A 15,632-nucleotide genomic window follows, 5' to 3' on the forward strand; every position below is an offset into this window, starting at 1 on the left:
AAGGGCCGAAGGAGCACTGACGATGGGCGAGGGGTACGCATGACTGACACCGGCCGGATCCCGGGCGAGGGACTGCCGGAGAACGCAGGCATGGTGGAGCAGCCGGGCATCCCCGCCCCGGACGCGTACACCTTCCTCGACCCCTCCGAGCACGCACCCGAGGACGACGACCTTCTGCTGATGCCGACCTCCCAGGGCGCGTGGAGCGACCCGCAGACGGTCCAGACCGTGGCGGCCCCGCGGGCTCAGCCCGCCCAGGCCGCGGCCCCGCAGGCGCCCGCCGCCGCTCCGGCTCCGGCTGCTGCCGCTTCGGCGCCTGCCGCTCCGGCCCCCGCCGCTCCGGCTCAGGAGCAGGCGGACCCGCAGTTCCAGGCCCCGCACCAGGAGCCGCGGTACGCGACGCAGCCGCAGGTCCCCGCGCAGGGCCAGGAGGCCCCGCTCCCCGCCGAGGCGTACGGCACCCATGAGTCCGGCGGCCGCGACACGGGCTCCGTCGACCTCGACGGCGTACGGATCCCGGCCCCCGCCCCCGCCCCCGCGCCCGTGCAGGCCCCCACGCCGGTCGGCGCGCAGGCGCAGGCCCCTGCCCCGGCCCGCCGCCCTCTGCACCGGGGCCCGGCACCGGCCGAGGCCCCGTCGTACGGCGGCGGCACGCAGGGCGGCGGCGTCGTCCGCTCGCTGGCCGACCGGGGCCCCGCAGGAGCGGTGCGCACGGCACCTCCCGCCCGCCACGCGAGCCCGCCGGTGACCGGCCCCGAATACTTCGAAGCCCCGGCCGGCCCGGCCTCGGAGCTGCCGGGCCCGCAACTCGGCGAGATCCCGCCGCAGGGCGCGTCCCCGTGGGGCCCGCCGCCGCAGCAGCAGCCCGAGCCGGAGGCGCCGGTACCGGCCGTGGCCGAGGAGCCGGTGGCGGTTTCCGCTGGGCCCGCGCCGGTCGTGGAGCCTGAGACGGCGGCCGAGGGGGTCGTCGAGGCCGAGGCTCCTGCCGAGCCGGTCGCGGTGCCCGAGGCCGCAGCGCCGGAGGCGCCGGTGGAGGCCGAGCAGCCGGTCGCGCCGGAGGCGGTGGCCCCGCCCGCGCAGGTCGTGCCGCAGCCCGCGGAGGCCGAGGCGGTCGCGTCTGCCGAGCCCGAAGAGGTGGTCCAGCCCGAGGCGGTCGTTCCGGCCGAGCCCGCCGAGCAGCCGGTGCAGGCCGAGCAGCCGGTGGAGGCCGAGCAGCCGGTGCAGGCCGAGGCTGTGGTCGAGCCCGAGCTCGCGCCGGTGCCCGATCAGGTCGTCGTGGAGCCCGAGCCGGTGGACCAGGTGGCCCCGGCAGAAACGGTCGTCCCGGAGCCGGTCGTCGCCGAGCAGCCGGAAGCTCCGGCGGAAGCGGTGGCCCCGACGGAGCTGCCCGCCGAGGCGTCGGCGGAGACGCCCGTGGAGATGCCCGCCGCGCCCGCGGATGCTCCGGCCGAGCCCGAAGCGCCGGTGCAGTCCGTCCCGGTGGACGCCTCCGTCCCGGAGCCCCAGGCTCCCGTACAGGAGCAGGCGCTCGCCGCCGACCCCGTACAGCCGGTTGAGGAGGCCGTAGAGGCTCCCGAGCCCGCAGCCACGGCCGAGGCGCAGCCCGAGCCGCAGCCCGAACAGGCGGCGCCGCAGCCGACCCCCGAACCCGCCACGGCGGCGGAGCCCGTACAGCCCGCCCCTGCCCCCGCCCCCGCTGTCGACCCGGAGCCGGTGGCCGCAGCCGTGACCGACGCCGAGGGCGGCACAGGACCCGAGGTCATCGAGACCCCGGAGCTCGACGAGCAGCCGGTCGAGCAGCCCGTCGAGCAGCCGGTCGAGAAGCCTGCGGCGGAGGCGGCGGCCCCCCAGGAGCCGTTGACCCCGCCCGCTCCCGGCTACGACGACGCCGAACGCGAGGCGGTGCTCCGGGTCATGCGCGAGCGCCGGGACATCCGCAACGGCTTCCGCGGCGACCCGATCCCGCACGAGGTCCTGCTCCGGGTGCTGGAGGCCGCGCACACCGCGCCGAGCGTCGGCCACTCGCAGCCCTGGGACTTCGTCGTCATCCGGTCCGCCGAGACGCGGCGCTCCATGCACGAACTGGCCCAGCGCCAGCGTGAGGCGTACGCCAAGTCGCTCCCCAAGGGCCGGGCGAAGCAGTTCAAGGAACTGAAGATCGAGGCGATCCTCGACACCCCGGTGAACATCGTCGTCACCGCCGACCCCACCCGGGGCGGCCGCCACACCCTCGGCCGCCACACGCAGCCGCAGATGGCCCCCTACTCCTCGGCGCTCGCTGTGGAGAACCTGTGGCTGGCGGCCCGTGCCGAGGGTCTGGGCGTCGGCTGGGTGAGCTTCTTCGACGAGCGCGAGATGGTCCGCGCGCTCGGCCTGCCGGAGCACCTGGAGGTGGTCGCGTACCTCTGCGTCGGTTACGTCGACGAGTTCCCCGAGGAGCCCGAGCTGCTCCAGGCGGGCTGGTCCAAGCGCCGTCCGCTCTCCTGGGTCGTCCACGAGGAGACGTACGGCCGCCGCGCGCTGCCCGGCGAGGAGCCGCACGACCTGCTCCAGGAGACGATCTCCGCCATCCGCCCGCTGGACGCGAAGGCGCTCGGCGAGGCGTGGGAGCGGCAGAAGCGGATGACCAAGCCGGCCGGTGCGCTCGGCATGCTGGAGATCATCTCGGCGCAGTTGTCCGGTCTCTCCCGGATGTGCCCGCCACCGATCCCGGAGCCCGCGGCCGTCGCGATCTTCGCCGGTGACCACGGGGTGCACGCCCAGGGCGTCACGGCCTGGCCGCAGGAGGTCACCGCGCAGATGGTGGCGAACTTCCTCGGGGGCGGAGCCGTCTGCAACGCGTTCGCCGCGCAGGTCGGTGCGGAGGTCTGCGTCGTCGACGTCGGCGTCGCCACGGACCTGCCCGCGACGCCGGGCCTGCTGCCGCGCAAGGTACGCAAGGGCACGTCGGACTTCACCACGGGCCCGGCCCTCACCCGCGACGAGGTCCTGGCCGCCATAGAGGTCGGCATCGAGACCGCCCGCGACCTGGTGGCGGCGGGCAACAAGGCGCTGCTGACCGGTGAGATGGGCATCGCCAACACCACCGCGTCCGCCGCCCTGATCTGCGTCTACACGGGGGCCGACGCCTCCGAGGTGACCGGCCGGGGGACCGGCATCAACGACGAGATGCACGCCCGCAAGGTCGACGTCGTACGGCGTGCGCTCGACCTCCACCAGCCGGACGCGTCCGACCCGATCGGCGTGCTCGCGGCGGTCGGCGGCCTGGAACACGCCGCGATGGCGGGCTTCCTCCTCGGCGGAGCCTCCCTGCGTACGCCGGTGATCCTGGACGGCGTGAGCGCGGGCGCGGCGGCCCTGGTCGCCCGCGCCATCGCCCCCGAGGCCTTGGCTGCCTGCATCGCCGGCCACCGCAGCGCGGAACCGGGCCACGTGGCCGCCCTCAACAAACTGGGCCTGCGCCCCCTGGTCGACCTCGACCTCCGCCTGGGCGAGGGGACGGGCGCGCTGCTGGCACTGCCGATCGTGCAGAGTGCGGCACGGGCGATGCACGAGGTGGCGACGTTCGACGCGGCGGGAGTGACGGAGAAGTAGCCCCCTCCAGCCCCTCCGGGCGCTTGCATTTCAGCCCCTCCGGCGTTTGAGGAGCGGGGCCCGGGGCGGAGCCCCGAAACCCCAGCCCGTCCGGCGCTTGAGGACGAAGGGGGCCCAGGGCACAGCCCCGAAACCCCAGCCCGTCCGGCGCTTGAGGACGAAGGGGGCCCGGGGCACAGCCCCGGTTTCGGGAAGGGGCGGGGAGGGGACAGGCCCGCCGCAGGCGCCCCACCCCAGCCACCCCCCGGCCCCCACCCCGTATCGTGTTCCCCACCCAGCCCCCCCCACTTCCGCACGTCACAGCCGCTCCACCGCCGCAGCGGCCCTACGCAGCACCCCGCACGAGGAGCCCGCACCGCCATGGCCGAGCACGCAGACCACGCAGGTCACGCCGAGAGCGCTGGTCGCACCGACCACGCCGATCACCCCGCGTACCCCGTAGGACTGCGCCTCCACGGCCGCCGCACCGTCGTCATCGGCGGCGGCCAGGTCGCCCAGCGAAGGCTCCCGCAGCTCATCGCCACCGGTGCCGTCATCACCCTGATCTCCCCGTCCGCGACGGCCTCAGTCGAGGCCATGGCGGACGCCGGCGAGATCCGCTGGGAGCGCCGCCGCTACCAGGACGGCGACCTCGCCGACACCTGGTACGCCCTCGTCGCCTCCTCCGACACCGCCGCCAACGACGCCGCCTCCGCCGAGGCCGAGCGCACCCGCACCTGGTGCGTACGGGCCGACGACGCCGAGGCCGCCACGGCCTGGACCCCCGCCACCGGCCGTATCGACAACATCACCGTCGCCGTCCTCAACACCACCCCCCGGGGCCGCGACCCCCGCCACTCCGCCGCCCTCCGCGACGCCATCGTCGAGGGCCTGCGCGACGGCACCATCGCCGCCCCGCACCACCGCAACCACACCCCCGGCGTCGCCCTGGTCGGCGGCGGCCCCGGCGACCCGGACCTGATCACGGTGCGCGGCCGCCGCCTCCTCGCCGAGGCCGACGTGGTCATCGCCGACCGCCTCGGCCCCCGCGACCTGCTCGACGAACTGCCGCCGCACGTCGAGGTGATCGACGCGGCGAAGATCCCGTACGGCCGGTTCATGGCCCAGGAGGCGATCAACCAGGCGCTGATCGAGCACGCCAAGGCCGGCAAGGCCGTAGTCCGGCTCAAGGGCGGCGACCCGTTCGTCTTCGGCCGCGGCATGGAGGAGGCGCAGGCGCTGGCCGCCGAGGGCATCCCCTGCACGGTCGTCCCCGGGATCTCCAGCACCATCTCCGTCCCCGGAGCGGCCGGCATCCCGGTCACCCACCGGGGCGTGGCCCACGAGTTCACCGTGGTCAGCGGCCATGTCGCGCCCGAGGATCCGCGCTCCCTGGTCGACTGGGAGGCGATCGCCCGGCTGCGAGGCACCCTGGTCCTCCTCATGGCCGTGGACAAGATCGGCGCCATCGCCGCCGCCCTGATCGCCCACGGCAAGGACCCGGCCACCCCGGTCGCCCTCGTCCAGGAGGGCACCACCGCCGCCCAGCGCCGGGTCGACGCGACCCTCGCGGACGTCGGTGAGCGCGCGGCCGCCGAAGACGTGCGCCCGCCCGCCGTGATCGTCATCGGCGAGGTCGTCGCCGTCGGCCCGGACTCCACGCCGCAGCCGGACGACGCCTCGTCGGCCGAGTGAAGTCGACCGAGTGAAGTCGACCGAGTGAAGTCGGACCCCGCCCAGTAACCCGCGGTTACGCATCCCATCCCAGGCGTTGGCACCGCAGACCGGACAAGGCAGTATCACCCTGTGGCAGATCTCATCACCATCGACGACCCCGACGACCCGCGCCTGAGCGACTACATCGGCCTGACCGACGTCGAGTTGCGGCGACGGCGCGAGCCCGCCGAGGGCCTCTTCATCGCGGAGGGTGAGAAGGTCATCCGGCGCGCCCGGCACGCCGGGTACGAGATGCGCTCGATGCTGCTCTCCGCCAAGTGGGTCGACGTCATGCGCGACGTCATCGACGAGGTCCCGGCCCCGGTGTACGCCGTCGCCCCCGAGCTCGCCGAACGCGTCACCGGCTACCACGTCCACCGCGGGGCGCTCGCCTCCATGCAGCGCAAGCCGCTGCCCACCTCCGACGAACTCCTCACCACCGCACGCCGGGTGGTGGTCATGGAGTCGGTCAACGACCACACCAACATCGGTGCGATCTTCCGCAGCGCGGCCGCCCTCGGCATGGACGCCGTCCTGCTCTCCCCGGACTGTGCGGACCCGCTCTACCGTCGCTCGGTCAAGGTGTCGATGGGTGCGGTCTTCTCCGTACCGTACGCGCGCCTCGAAGCCTGGCCCAAGGGGCTGGAGTCCGTACGGGAAGCGGGCTTCCGGCTCCTCGCCCTCACCCCCGACCCCAAGGCCACCAGCATCGACGAGGCGGCCCCGCACCGGCTGGAGCGGGTCGCGCTGATGCTGGGCGCGGAGGGGGAGGGGCTGTCCACGAAGGCGCTGATGGGCGCCGACGAGTGGGTCCGCATCCCGATGGCGCACGGCGTCGACTCGCTGAACGTCGGCGCTGCGGCGGCGGTCGCGTTCTACGCGGTGGCGACGGGCCGCCCGGAGAGCTGAGCCGGGCTCAACGCAGCCCGGCCTGGACTCGCTCCGGAACCGTCATCGGCACCTGCACCTGCACCTGCTGCCCCTGCGACACCGCGCTCGGCCGACTCGGCTGCTCGCCCCCGCCCCCCAGCCCGCGCGCCGGCCCCTGGCATCCCTGCGCGGCCGCGATCCCCAGCGCTACCAGCAACGTCACCACCACGAACACCACCAGCCGCTGACGCAGCAGCTTGGGGTTGGCCGGACGCCGTCCCGCCGAGGTCGTACGGGCCCTGGGACGCGTCCCCGGCCTGCCGTTCGTCGCAGCCGGCCGCTTCCCGGACCCCGTGGTGGAACGCGGCGAGCGCTGCTGCGGCCGGGACCCACCGGTGCGCGGCGCGCCCCCGCCCCCCGAACGCGAAGGCCCGGGCCGCCGGCCCTGCTGCGGCCGGCCGGCCGAGGACGGGCCTTCCGCGCGGCGGGTGTGCTGCTCGGTGTACGGGCCGTCGAGCCGGCCGGTGGGCCGGTCCGTGTCCGGGGCCGAACGCTGGGCGGGCGGCCGGCTCTCGTGCAGGCCCTGCGCCTCGCGCGCCGCGATCTCCTTGAGCCGCATGGACAGTTGGAGCGTGCTCGGCCGCTCCTCCGGATCCTTCGCCAGGCAGGCGCGGATCAGCGGGGCCAGCGCGTCGTGCACCCCGTGGAGCTGTGCCTCCTCGTGCACCACGCGGTAGAGCATCACCTCGGAACTGCCGTGCCCGAAGGGGGAGTCGGCCATCGCCGCGTACGCCAGCGTCGCGCCGAGCGAGAAGACGTCCGTCGCGGGGGTCACCGCCGCGCCCCGGACCTGCTCGGGCGCGAGGAAGCCGGGCGACCCCACCGCCGTACCGACATGGGTCAGCGTGCTTGCCCCGGTCGCCCAGGCGATACCGAAGTCGATGATGCGCGGGCCCTTGGGGGAGAGGAGGATGTTCGACGGCTTGAGATCCCGGTGGACCACGCCCGCCTCGTGCACGGCGACCAGGCCCTCGGAGAGCGCCGCGCCGATCGAGGCCACCTCGGCCGCGGCCAGGGGGCCTTCCTCGGCGACCTTGTCGTGCAGGGAGGGGCCGGGGACGTACTGCGTCGCGAACCAGGGGCGGTCCGCCTCCAGATCGGCGGCGACCAGCCGGGCCGTGCAGCCGCCCCGGATCCGCCGCGCGGCGGACACCTCGCGCGCGAACCGCGAACGGAACTCCTGGTCCTCCGCCAGATCGGGCCGGATCACCTTGAGCGCCACCCGCTGACCGCGCCGGTCGGAGCCGAGGTAGACCACGCCCATGCCGCCCGCGCCGAGCCGTCGGTGCAGCCGGAACGAGCCGACGAGACGCGGGTCCTCGCGCCGGAGCCGCATCATCGCCATCGTCTGCCCATCCCCGCTGCCTGGTCCGCCTGACGAGGCACAGCTTACGTACCCCGCGCCCGGTGCGCTCAGAGGCCGCGCCCTCACCGGGGATTCGATTGTCCGTGCACGGCGGGAAAGGTGAAGGGCGGTCATCGGGCCGCGGTTCCGGGCCCGTCGGCCTGGGAGGGGCGGCAAAGAACGTTCGAACAAAGGGTGTTGGATCGAGCCATGGTGGCCGAGAGGCGTCGGTCGGAGAGCGCGTGCATGCCACCCGGACGTACACGGTGACCGTCCTCAGGGGCTGTCGTGGAACGCGACGCACCCTCCTTCGGAGGGTGCGGGGAGTGAGTGAAGTCACCCGCCGGGGCCCTTCCCGGGCCTCCCCCGGGGGTGGTGACCCCCCTGCGACCCCTCCGGGATGTCCCCAACGCCGGGCGGACCGTCTCCACCCAGGGGAGTACGCCGACCACCGGCGGCTCATCCTCCGGGAGGCCCGGGATTCGGTACGCGGGCATGACGCCCCGTGCTCGCCGGTTACCTAATGTTGAGATCAAGCGGCGGGCGAGCACTCGTCCCCCGAGGTCACACGCCCGTCGCTCCACATCAGGTCAGGAGAGGAACCATGGCGGACACGGCAACGCGGACCATGATCCGCACGCAGGGACGCAAGGCGTACGCCTCGTTCGGCGCCCGCCCGTCCGGCACCCGTCATCCCTTGGTGGCGACGGCCATGGTTCTCCCCCTGGCGGCCCTGCTCGCAGTCGCCTTCGGCGGCTGGGACGCGGTGGTCACACAGGCGTCGTCCGTGGCTGTGATGCTGGGGCGCTGAGCGGCGCCAGGGTCCGGAAGAGCGGTCCGGACCCAGGTATCGGGCCAACAGCCCCGTGGGGACGGGGGTGCGGCGGACGGCAGCGTTTGTCCGGTCAGCTGGGGAGCTGACCGGGCATCGCGCTGTCCGGACCGGTCTCACGTGGCCGCCTGCTCCGGGGCCGGGGACACGTGGCCGCATGACCCGAGGTTGGGGACATGTGGCCGCATGACCCGAGGTTGGGGACATGTGGCCGCATGCCCGGGAACAGGAACGGGAACGGAGACCGGGAACGGGGACGGAGACCGGGACAGGCACCGGGACACGCCGGTACGAACCGGGCGAGGCCCGCCCCGGCGCCCCGCCCAGCGGGCTGCACCGCCTTCCGCCCCCGGCTGCGGCGTACGCTCAGCAGGGACCGGTGGCAGGGCCGGGCCCGACCGCTGCCGGGGAGCCGTTGCGTATGACCTCAACTTCAGTCGACCGTGAGCCACCCACTCCCGAGCCCGCGGGGCGCGCCGACCCCGAGGCCGCCGGGCCGGTTCTTCCAGGGCCGCCCGCTCCCGAAACACCCACTCCCCAGCCCGGGGGGCGGGCTGCTTCCGAGGCCGCCGGGCCGGTTGCTCCAGGGCCGGCCACTGCCGTGTCGCCCGTCCCCGAGCCCGCCACTCCCGAGCCCGCCTCCCGCGAGTCCGTCATCCATGAGCTGGGCACCCTGGCCCACCGCCTCCGCCTCCACCACCCGCCCGAAACCCCCTGCGCCTGCGGGCCGCCCCGGCTCCTGGCCGACCGGCCGGACGGGACCGTGGTCCGTAGCGGCCCCGTCGTAGCCAAGGCGCACGCCGCCGACATCGACCGCGACGCCCTGGCGGCCCGCCTCGCCCTGGCCTCGGCGCCGGAGCTGTCGGGCATCCTCCTCGCGCCGCTCACCACCCCCGGGACGCCCGATACGGCGGGGCCCGTCCCCCGCCCCGTCACCTTCTGGCCGTACGGCACCCCGGTCGATCCCCGGGACCCCGACGCGGCCCCCTGGGCCGAAGCCGCCGTCCTGCTCGCCCGCCTCCACCGAACCGTTTCTCCGCTCCCGCTCCCGCTCCCGGCCCCGCCGATGCGCGGCCCCCTCAAGGCGGCCCGCGCGGTCGCCCGGACGATCGCCGCCCTCCCCGGCGACGCCGCGGTCCTCCCCGTACAGGCCGCCTGGCGTGCCCTGCCGGCCTGGGCGCGGGGTGAGGCCGCACCGCCTGCCGCACGGTCCGGCTTCCTCTGCCACGGGGACCTGCACCTGGGGCAGCTCGTCCGCCATCCCGCCCCGGACGGGCCCTGGTTGCTCATCGATGTGGACGACGCGGGGCAGGGGGACCCCGCCTGGGACCTCGCCCGGCCCGCCGCCTGGTACGCGGCCGGGGTGCTGGCCCCGGAGGACTGGCTGCTGTTCCTGGACGCCTACCGGTCCGCCGGTGGCCCCGCCGTGCCCGCCGAGGGTGACCCCTGGCCGCAACTGGACGTCCCCGCCCGTGCGCTGACGGTCCAGACGGCGGCCGTCGCCCTCGCCAAGTGCGCGGCTGAGGGGCGGGAGCCGGACGAGATGGAGCAGCTGATGATCGATTCCTGTGCCCGAATCGCTACATTCCCGCCCGAGTTGGCGGCCGGGTCCGCGTCGTAGGCTGAACGGACCACTACCGGGCAGGCTTTCCGGTGACGGTACGACGAGGGCGAGGAGCCGAGCCGAATGATGCAGTGTCCCAAGTGTCACGCGCAGATGCAGACGTACAACCGCAACGGCGTCCAGATCGAGCAGTGCAGCGGCTGCCGGGGGATATTCCTCGACTACGGCGAGCTGGAGTCGCTGACCCGCCTGGAGTCGCAGTGGGCCCAGCAGGCCCCGCCCCCGCCGCCCGCCCCCCAGGCCTACCCGCAGGCGGCTCCGCCGGCCCACGCCCCGGCCTGGGGCGCCCCGCAGTACGGCCAGCAGCACGGCGGGCACCACGGCCACCACCGCCAGAAGGGCTTCGGCCGGATGCTCTTCTCGTCCTGAGCCTTCCGAAGCCTTCCGAGACGCACAGAAGAACCCCCGGTCGTCGATACGACCGGGGGTTCTCGGTGGTGCGCGATACTGGGATTGAACCAGTGACCTCTTCCGTGTCAGGGAAGCGCTCTCCCGCTGAGCTAATCGCGCAGGGCGAACCCGCGTGTACTGCGTGCGCGATACTGGGATTGAACCAGTGACCTCTTCCGTGTCAGGGAAGCGCTCTCCCGCTGAGCTAATCGCGCGGGTGATCCTTGCGGACCGATGATCCTTGCGGATCAGTGGACGATACTGGGATTGAACCAGTGACCTCTTCCGTGTCAGGGAAGCGCTCTCCCGCTGAGCTAATCGTCCTTGGAGGTGGAGACGGGATTTGAACCCGTGTAGACGGCTTTGCAGGCCGTTGCCTCGCCTCTCGGCCACTCCACCAGGGATGGGGGTTCGGGAAGAATCCCCCACCTTCTGCGAGCGGACGACCAGGTTCGAACTGGCGACCTCAACCTTGGCAAGGTTGCGCTCTACCAACTGAGCTACGTCCGCTTGTCTTTCCCGGCCCGCTTGCGCGTCCCGGCGACGTGTTGAACTCTAGCGGATTCCCGGGCCAGTACAAAAACGCGTTTGCGCAGATGGTCGCCGTAGCGCCGCCGTACCGTCGCCCCGACGCAGGTCATCGCGGGCGGTTCTAGACTCGGCAGGGTGTTCCCCCTCGCTCCCATGGCCCGCTTCGGCGGCCTCGTCGCCTCCGGTCTCCAGGATGTGACCCACGATCCCTCGGCTTTGGATTCGTCCGGTTTCTGGGCGGTATGCGCAGATTTCGAGGGTCGTGCCGTCTGCGCCCGCTTCTCCTCCGTACGCCGGGAGGACGTGCCCGCCCCCGTGCCCGGAGCCTGGCGCGGCCCCGCCGCCGGGGAGTGGGCGAGCTCACTGGACCGTGACGCCTACACGGCGGGCGTACGGCGGATCCGTGAATACATCGCCGCGGGCGAGGTCTACCAGGCCAACCTCTGCCGGGTTCTCTCCGCGCCGCTGCCCGAGACCGAGCCCGGCCGGGCCGACGTGGACGCCCTGACCGGCCTGCTCGCGCGCGGCAACCCGGCCCCGTACGCAGGAACGATCCGCCTGCCCGGCCACGGGGTGGAGGTCGCCACCGCGTCCCCCGAGCTGTTCCTCCGCCGGGACGGGCGGACCGTCGAGTCCGGGCCGATCAAGGGGACCGGGCGCACCGAGGGCGATCTGCTGGAGAAGGACCACGCGGAGAACGTGATGATCGTGGACCTGGTCCGTAACGACCTCGGCCGGGTCTGCGCGACCGGCAGCGTCACCGTCCCCGACCTCTGCGTCGTCGAGAAGCACCCGGGCCTTGTCCACCTCGTCTCCACCGTGCGGGGTGAGCTGCCCGAGGGGGCGGGGTGGCCGGAGCTGCTGGCGGCGGCGTTCCCGCCCGGTTCGGTCACCGGGGCGCCCAAGTCCAGTGCGCTGCGGATCATCGAGGAGCTGGAGCGAGCGCCGCGCGGGCCGTACTGCGGCGCGGTCGGCTGGGTCGACGCCGACCGGGGCACGGCCTCCCTGGCGGTGGGCATACGGACGTTCTGGATCGACCGCACCGGCCCCGCGCCCCTTCTCCGCTTCGGGACCGGCGCCGGCATCACCTGGGGATCCGACCCGGAGCGCGAGTGGGACGAGACCGAACTGAAGGCGTCGCGGCTGCTCGCTGTAGCGTCGGGCACGTTCGAGCAGACCGGGTTCGAACAGACAGGAAGGACCGTTTCATGAGGATTTGGGTCAACGGCGGACTACGGGACGCCGATGATGCCCGGCTGTCGGTGCTGGACCACGGGCTGACCGTGGGCGACGGCATCTTCGAGACGGTCCGCACCGGTGAGGGCAAGCCCTTCGCCCTCACCCGCCACCTCGACCGCCTCATCCGCTCCGCGCGCGGCCTCGGCCTGCCCGACCCGGACCTGGACGAGGTCCGGCGCGCCACCACGGCGGTCATCGACGCCAACCCCGTCACCCTCGGGCGGCTCCGGATCACGTACACCGGCGGGCTCTCCCCGCTCGGCTCGGATCGCGGCACCGCCGGGCCCAGCCTCGTCGTCGCGCTGGACGGGGTGAGCCGCCGCCCGGACACCACCGCCGTGATCACGGTCCCCTGGACCCGTAACGAGCGCGGCGCGCTCACCGGGCTCAAGACCACCTCGTACGCGGAGAACGTCGTCGCCCTCGCCCGGGCCCGCGAGCGGGGGGCCTCCGAGGCGCTGTTCCCGAACACGGCCGGCCGGCTCTGCGAGGGGACCGGGTCCAACGTGTTCGTCGTGCTGGACGGCCGCATCCACACCCCGCCGGTCGCCTCCGGATGCCTCGCGGGGATCACCCGGGCCCTGGCCGTGGAGTGGACCGGGGCGCAGGAGAGCGACCTGCCGATGGAGGTGCTCGCCGAGGCCGACGAGATCTTCCTGACCTCGACCCTCCGTGACATCCAGGCCGTGCACCGCGTCGACGACCGGGAGCTGGCGCCGGAGCCCGGGCCGGTGACGGCGAAGGCCATGCGGATCTTCGACGAGCGGGCCGGGAACGACCTGGACCCGTAAGCGTCGAACCCGTAAGCGTTTTCCGGCCGTAAGCCCTTTCTCCCGGACCGGAAAAGCGCGTGACGTGGGACCGCGCAGGGGATACAAACCCTTGATGACCACGACACTCCGGCCGTCCGGGCCGCTCCAGCAAGGCGCCGACGGTGCGCGGGCGCGCAGTTACGACGTGTGCGACAACGGCCGGCCCGTCGGCGCCGTGTCGATCAGCACCGACGACGCGTTCGGCGCCTCGGCCGGGGTGGTGCGCTCCCTCGGCGTCGACGAGGCGCGGCGCAGGCGCGGCCGGGGCACCATCGCCGCGCTCGCCGCCGAGGAGGTGCTGCGGGGCTGGGGCTGCACCCACGTACGGACCGAGGTCCCGGCGGACAATGACCCCGCCCGCCGCCTCGCCACCGCACTCGGCTACACCGAACGCAGCCGCAACATGGTCAAGACCCTCGGCCCCGACCCCGTACCGCTCCCCGAGGGCCTCACCGCGCGGCCGATGAGCGAGCAGGAGTACGCGGAGTGGCTGCGCGAGGCGGTCCGGTCCTACGCGCAGGAGTGGATCGACCGCGGCGTACCGCCCGAGCAGGCCCGGCTCAAGTCGGAGGCCGACCACGCCGGGAACCTCCCGGACGGGCTGGCCACCGAGAACGTACGGTTCCGGGTGCTGGTCCACGGTGGCGCGGTGGTCGGCCACGTCTGGCTGGCCCTGCGGGAGCTGGAGCCCGGCCGGACCGCCGGATTCGTCTTCGACGTCGAGGTGCGCGAGGAGCACCGCGGCCGCGGCTTCGGGCGGGCCCTGATGCTCCTCGCCGAGGACGAGACCCGCTCCTGGGGCCAGGACCGGCTCGGCCTGCACGTCTTCGCGGCCAACACCCCGGCGCTGCGGCTGTACGAGTCGCTCGGCTACGCGACGACGCGGTACAACCTGGCCAAGGCGCTGTAGGTAGCCGCTGCCGTCCGGGCCCGCACGTCAGCGTTCATGGCCAGCCGGGCGTCAGCCCTGTGCGGCCAGGCGCGTGTCAGCGTTCGTGGCCAGGCGGGCGTCAGCCCCGTGCGGCCAGGCGGCGGTCGACGATCTCCTCGATCCGCTCGCGCAGCCCTTCCTGGCTCTTGCCGCCGTCCAGCCGCTCGTCCCCGATCACATAGGTGGGCGTGCCGGTGACCCCGATCGCCTTGCCCTCCGCCTGGTCGGCGTCGACGATCAGCAGATGGCGGCCGTCGATGAGCGCGGTGTCGAACTCCTCCACGTCCAGCCCCAGTTCACGGGCCGCATCGAGCAGCACCGGCTCACCGGTCTTCCCGAGCTCCTCGGTCCTGGAGAGGAGGGCCTCGATGTACGGCCAGTCCTGGCCCTGGACGGCGGCTTCCTCGGCGGCCTGCGCGGCGGCGTAGGCGTGCTTGTGCTTCTCCAGCGGGAAGTGCCGCAGCCGGATCTCGACAAGGTCGCCGTACCGGGCACGCACGGCGCGTACATCGCTGAGGGCCTGGTGGCAGTCGGGGCATTCGAGATCGCACCAGAGGTCGAGGACGACCGGCGCCGCAGGGGTGGATTCGCTCATGGAGCCAGTCTTCCAGGCCGTACCGGCAGCTCCCAATCGGCACCTGCGGCCCAGTGCGGTGACCGGCACCTGCGGAGGAGCACGGCCCTGAAATGTCCCTGAAGTGGACCGGCGCCGTGGCCCCTGTGCCGGTCGTCGGTGCAGGATGGAGGGGACGTTTCCCCTGCGCCTGGAGGCCCCGATGCTTGCCGAGACCATCTGTTCCGCGGCGTCGGCGGCGGGCCTGGGCATCGCCGCGATCACCGCGTACCGCAAGCGGTTCCTCACCGCGACCAGGATCGCCGCCTACTCACTCGTACCCGTAGGGCTCGTCCTGACCGGCGTCGTCGAGTGGGTCTCGGGCATCGCGTTCAAGCCGAGCGTCTGGATCGGCTTCGGCGTGCTCGGCCTCGCCTGGCTGCTCTTCATGACCACCCGGGCCATCGAGCGCCGCACCGGCACCACCCGCGCGGAGCGCAAGGCCGCGCGGGCCGCCGAGCGCAACGAGGCCGTCGCCCCGGGAGCCTCGGCGCCCTCGCTTGGCGCCGGCGGCCGGGCCCGGCCGGCGTCGGCTCCGTCGGCGGCTACGGCGAAGCCGAAGAAGAAGCAGGAGGCGGCGGCGCCCGGCGACGACTTCAGCGACATCGAGGCGATCCTGAAGAAGCACGGCATCTGAGACACGCACGGCATCCGAGACTCGCACGGCATCCGAGACTCGCACGGCATCCGAGACTCGCACGGCATCCGAGACTCGCACGGCGTCGGAAACACGCGCGGCGTCGGAAAAACACGCACGGCGTCGGAAACGCGCACGGCGTCGGAAACACGCGCGGTTTTCGCCGGGCCGGGTCCGAATGCCTGACGGCGTCTCGGACGCCGGAGCGATTCCGGAGGGCCACGGGACGGTGAACTCCCGGCTCAATAGGTCAGGTTGACCGCCAACCGGGTCGCGGGTGAGTCATGATCACCCCGAGATGGTGGACACATCCCGGGGCGAAGCCCCCGCACCCCCCGCCGAAGAGCCCCGTGGCTGCCTCTTCGCGCTTTCCCAGCCACCCCTGATGATCTTCCTGACGGTCGTCGGGAGTCTGCTGCTGATGGCGGCGCTGCACGACCTGTTCCTGTTATGACCCGG

13 protein-coding genes and 5 tRNA genes are annotated in these 15,632 nt (G+C 73.6%); 11 read left to right on the forward strand and 7 right to left on the reverse strand.

Features of this window, described 5'->3' with window-relative positions; all coding sequences use genetic code 11:
* Positions 1-39 precede the first annotated feature (39 nt).
* The 3 genes from cobT (at position 40) to ACFWRT_RS23105 (ending at position 6,198) form a co-directional block, all read left to right on the forward strand.
* Positions 40-3,594, forward strand: coding sequence for a nicotinate-nucleotide--dimethylbenzimidazole phosphoribosyltransferase (cobT, locus tag ACFWRT_RS23095; protein ID WP_380953439.1), 3,555 nt, complete (start codon positions 40-42; stop codon positions 3,592-3,594).
* A gap of 360 nt (positions 3,595-3,954) precedes the next feature.
* Positions 3,955-5,268, forward strand: a complete 1,314-nt coding sequence (gene cobA, locus ACFWRT_RS23100; protein WP_380953440.1) for a uroporphyrinogen-III C-methyltransferase — start codon at positions 3,955-3,957, stop codon at positions 5,266-5,268.
* Positions 5,269-5,379: 111 nt separating this feature from the next.
* Positions 5,380-6,198, forward strand: coding sequence for a TrmH family RNA methyltransferase (locus tag ACFWRT_RS23105; RefSeq protein ID WP_380953441.1), 819 nt, complete (start codon positions 5,380-5,382; stop codon positions 6,196-6,198).
* Positions 6,199-6,205: 7 nt separating this feature from the next.
* Here ACFWRT_RS23105 and ACFWRT_RS23110 read toward each other — a convergent pair whose 3' ends face one another.
* Positions 6,206-7,564, reverse strand: a complete 1,359-nt coding sequence (locus tag ACFWRT_RS23110; protein ID WP_380953442.1) for a serine/threonine-protein kinase — start codon at positions 7,562-7,564, stop codon at positions 6,206-6,208.
* Between the two features lie 604 nt (positions 7,565-8,168).
* Between ACFWRT_RS23110 and ACFWRT_RS23115 the strand changes: the two genes are divergently transcribed.
* The 3 genes from ACFWRT_RS23115 (at position 8,169) to ACFWRT_RS23125 (ending at position 10,389) form a co-directional block, all read left to right on the forward strand.
* Positions 8,169-8,375 carry a hypothetical protein gene (locus ACFWRT_RS23115; RefSeq protein WP_326706790.1) on the forward strand — a complete coding sequence of 69 codons (207 nt, stop codon included), beginning with the start codon at positions 8,169-8,171 and terminating at the stop codon, positions 8,373-8,375.
* A 622-nt stretch (positions 8,376-8,997) separates the two neighbouring features.
* Positions 8,998-10,017, forward strand: coding sequence for a phosphotransferase family protein (locus tag ACFWRT_RS23120; RefSeq protein WP_380953443.1), 1,020 nt, complete (start codon positions 8,998-9,000; stop codon positions 10,015-10,017).
* 66 nt (positions 10,018-10,083) lie between these two features.
* On the forward strand, positions 10,084-10,389 hold the full coding sequence (locus ACFWRT_RS23125) for a TFIIB-type zinc ribbon-containing protein (protein ID WP_380953444.1): 306 nt from the start codon (positions 10,084-10,086) through the stop codon (positions 10,387-10,389).
* A 66-nt stretch (positions 10,390-10,455) separates the two neighbouring features.
* Here ACFWRT_RS23125 and ACFWRT_RS23130 read toward each other — a convergent pair.
* The 5 genes from ACFWRT_RS23130 to ACFWRT_RS23150 all read right to left on the reverse strand — a co-directional run bounded on the left by ACFWRT_RS23130 (position 10,456) and on the right by ACFWRT_RS23150 (position 10,920).
* A tRNA-Val gene (locus ACFWRT_RS23130) sits at positions 10,456-10,530 on the reverse strand.
* 23 nt (positions 10,531-10,553) lie between these two features.
* Positions 10,554-10,625, reverse strand: a tRNA-Val gene (locus tag ACFWRT_RS23135).
* Between the two features lie 37 nt (positions 10,626-10,662).
* Positions 10,663-10,734, reverse strand: a tRNA-Val gene (locus ACFWRT_RS23140).
* A 1-nt stretch (position 10,735) separates the two neighbouring features.
* Positions 10,736-10,809, reverse strand: a tRNA-Cys gene (locus ACFWRT_RS23145).
* A gap of 38 nt (positions 10,810-10,847) precedes the next feature.
* Positions 10,848-10,920: transfer RNA gene (locus tag ACFWRT_RS23150), tRNA-Gly, on the reverse strand.
* Between the two features lie 174 nt (positions 10,921-11,094).
* On the opposite strand from ACFWRT_RS23150, the gene ACFWRT_RS23155 reads away from it, so the two are divergent.
* The 3 genes from ACFWRT_RS23155 (at position 11,095) to ACFWRT_RS23165 (ending at position 13,902) form a co-directional block, all read left to right on the forward strand.
* Entirely contained in the window at positions 11,095-12,153 is a 1,059-nt protein-coding gene (locus tag ACFWRT_RS23155; RefSeq protein WP_380953497.1) for a chorismate-binding protein, read from the forward strand.
* Positions 12,150-12,971, forward strand: a complete 822-nt coding sequence (locus tag ACFWRT_RS23160) for an aminotransferase class IV (protein WP_380953445.1) — start codon at positions 12,150-12,152, stop codon at positions 12,969-12,971. Before ACFWRT_RS23155 ends, ACFWRT_RS23160 begins: the two co-directional genes overlap by 4 nt.
* A 94-nt stretch (positions 12,972-13,065) precedes the next feature.
* Complete coding sequence (locus tag ACFWRT_RS23165; protein ID WP_380953446.1) at positions 13,066-13,902, forward strand: GNAT family N-acetyltransferase; 837 nt, start codon at positions 13,066-13,068, stop codon at positions 13,900-13,902.
* A 100-nt stretch (positions 13,903-14,002) separates the two neighbouring features.
* Here the strand turns inward: ACFWRT_RS23165 and ACFWRT_RS23170 are convergent, their stop codons facing one another.
* Positions 14,003-14,518, reverse strand: a complete 516-nt coding sequence (locus ACFWRT_RS23170; RefSeq protein WP_380953447.1) for a DsbA family protein — start codon at positions 14,516-14,518, stop codon at positions 14,003-14,005.
* A 181-nt stretch (positions 14,519-14,699) separates the two neighbouring features.
* Between ACFWRT_RS23170 and ACFWRT_RS23175 the strand changes: the two genes are divergently transcribed.
* Positions 14,700-15,173, forward strand: a complete 474-nt coding sequence (locus tag ACFWRT_RS23175) for a hypothetical protein (protein ID WP_380953448.1) — start codon at positions 14,700-14,702, stop codon at positions 15,171-15,173.
* 298 nt (positions 15,174-15,471) lie between these two features.
* Positions 15,472-15,627, forward strand: a complete 156-nt coding sequence (locus ACFWRT_RS23180) for a hypothetical protein (protein ID WP_018515251.1) — start codon at positions 15,472-15,474, stop codon at positions 15,625-15,627.
* Positions 15,628-15,632 lie beyond the last annotated feature (5 nt).

The organism is Streptomyces cyaneofuscatus, assembly GCF_042718795.1.
GTDB classification, from domain to species: Bacteria; Actinomycetota; Actinomycetes; order Streptomycetales; family Streptomycetaceae; genus Streptomyces; species Streptomyces cyaneofuscatus_A.

Coding starts and splice junctions, on each gene's coding strand:
- cobT (WP_380953439.1), top strand. CDS start 40: ATGACTGACACCGGCCGGATCCCGGGCGAGGGACTGCCGGAGAACGCA.
- cobA (WP_380953440.1), top strand. CDS start 3,955: ATGGCCGAGCACGCAGACCACGCAGGTCACGCCGAGAGCGCTGGTCGC.
- ACFWRT_RS23110 (WP_380953442.1), bottom strand. CDS start 7,564: ATGGCGATGATGCGGCTCCGGCGCGAGGACCCGCGTCTCGTCGGCTCG.
- ACFWRT_RS23115 (WP_326706790.1), top strand. CDS start 8,169: ATGGCGGACACGGCAACGCGGACCATGATCCGCACGCAGGGACGCAAG.
- ACFWRT_RS23125 (WP_380953444.1), top strand. CDS start 10,084: ATGATGCAGTGTCCCAAGTGTCACGCGCAGATGCAGACGTACAACCGC.
- ACFWRT_RS23155 (WP_380953497.1), top strand. CDS start 11,095: ATGGCCCGCTTCGGCGGCCTCGTCGCCTCCGGTCTCCAGGATGTGACC.
- ACFWRT_RS23160 (WP_380953445.1), top strand. CDS start 12,150: ATGAGGATTTGGGTCAACGGCGGACTACGGGACGCCGATGATGCCCGG.
- ACFWRT_RS23165 (WP_380953446.1), top strand. CDS start 13,066: ATGACCACGACACTCCGGCCGTCCGGGCCGCTCCAGCAAGGCGCCGAC.
- ACFWRT_RS23170 (WP_380953447.1), bottom strand. CDS start 14,518: ATGAGCGAATCCACCCCTGCGGCGCCGGTCGTCCTCGACCTCTGGTGC.
- ACFWRT_RS23175 (WP_380953448.1), top strand. CDS start 14,700: ATGCTTGCCGAGACCATCTGTTCCGCGGCGTCGGCGGCGGGCCTGGGC.
- ACFWRT_RS23180 (WP_018515251.1), top strand. CDS start 15,472: ATGGTGGACACATCCCGGGGCGAAGCCCCCGCACCCCCCGCCGAAGAG.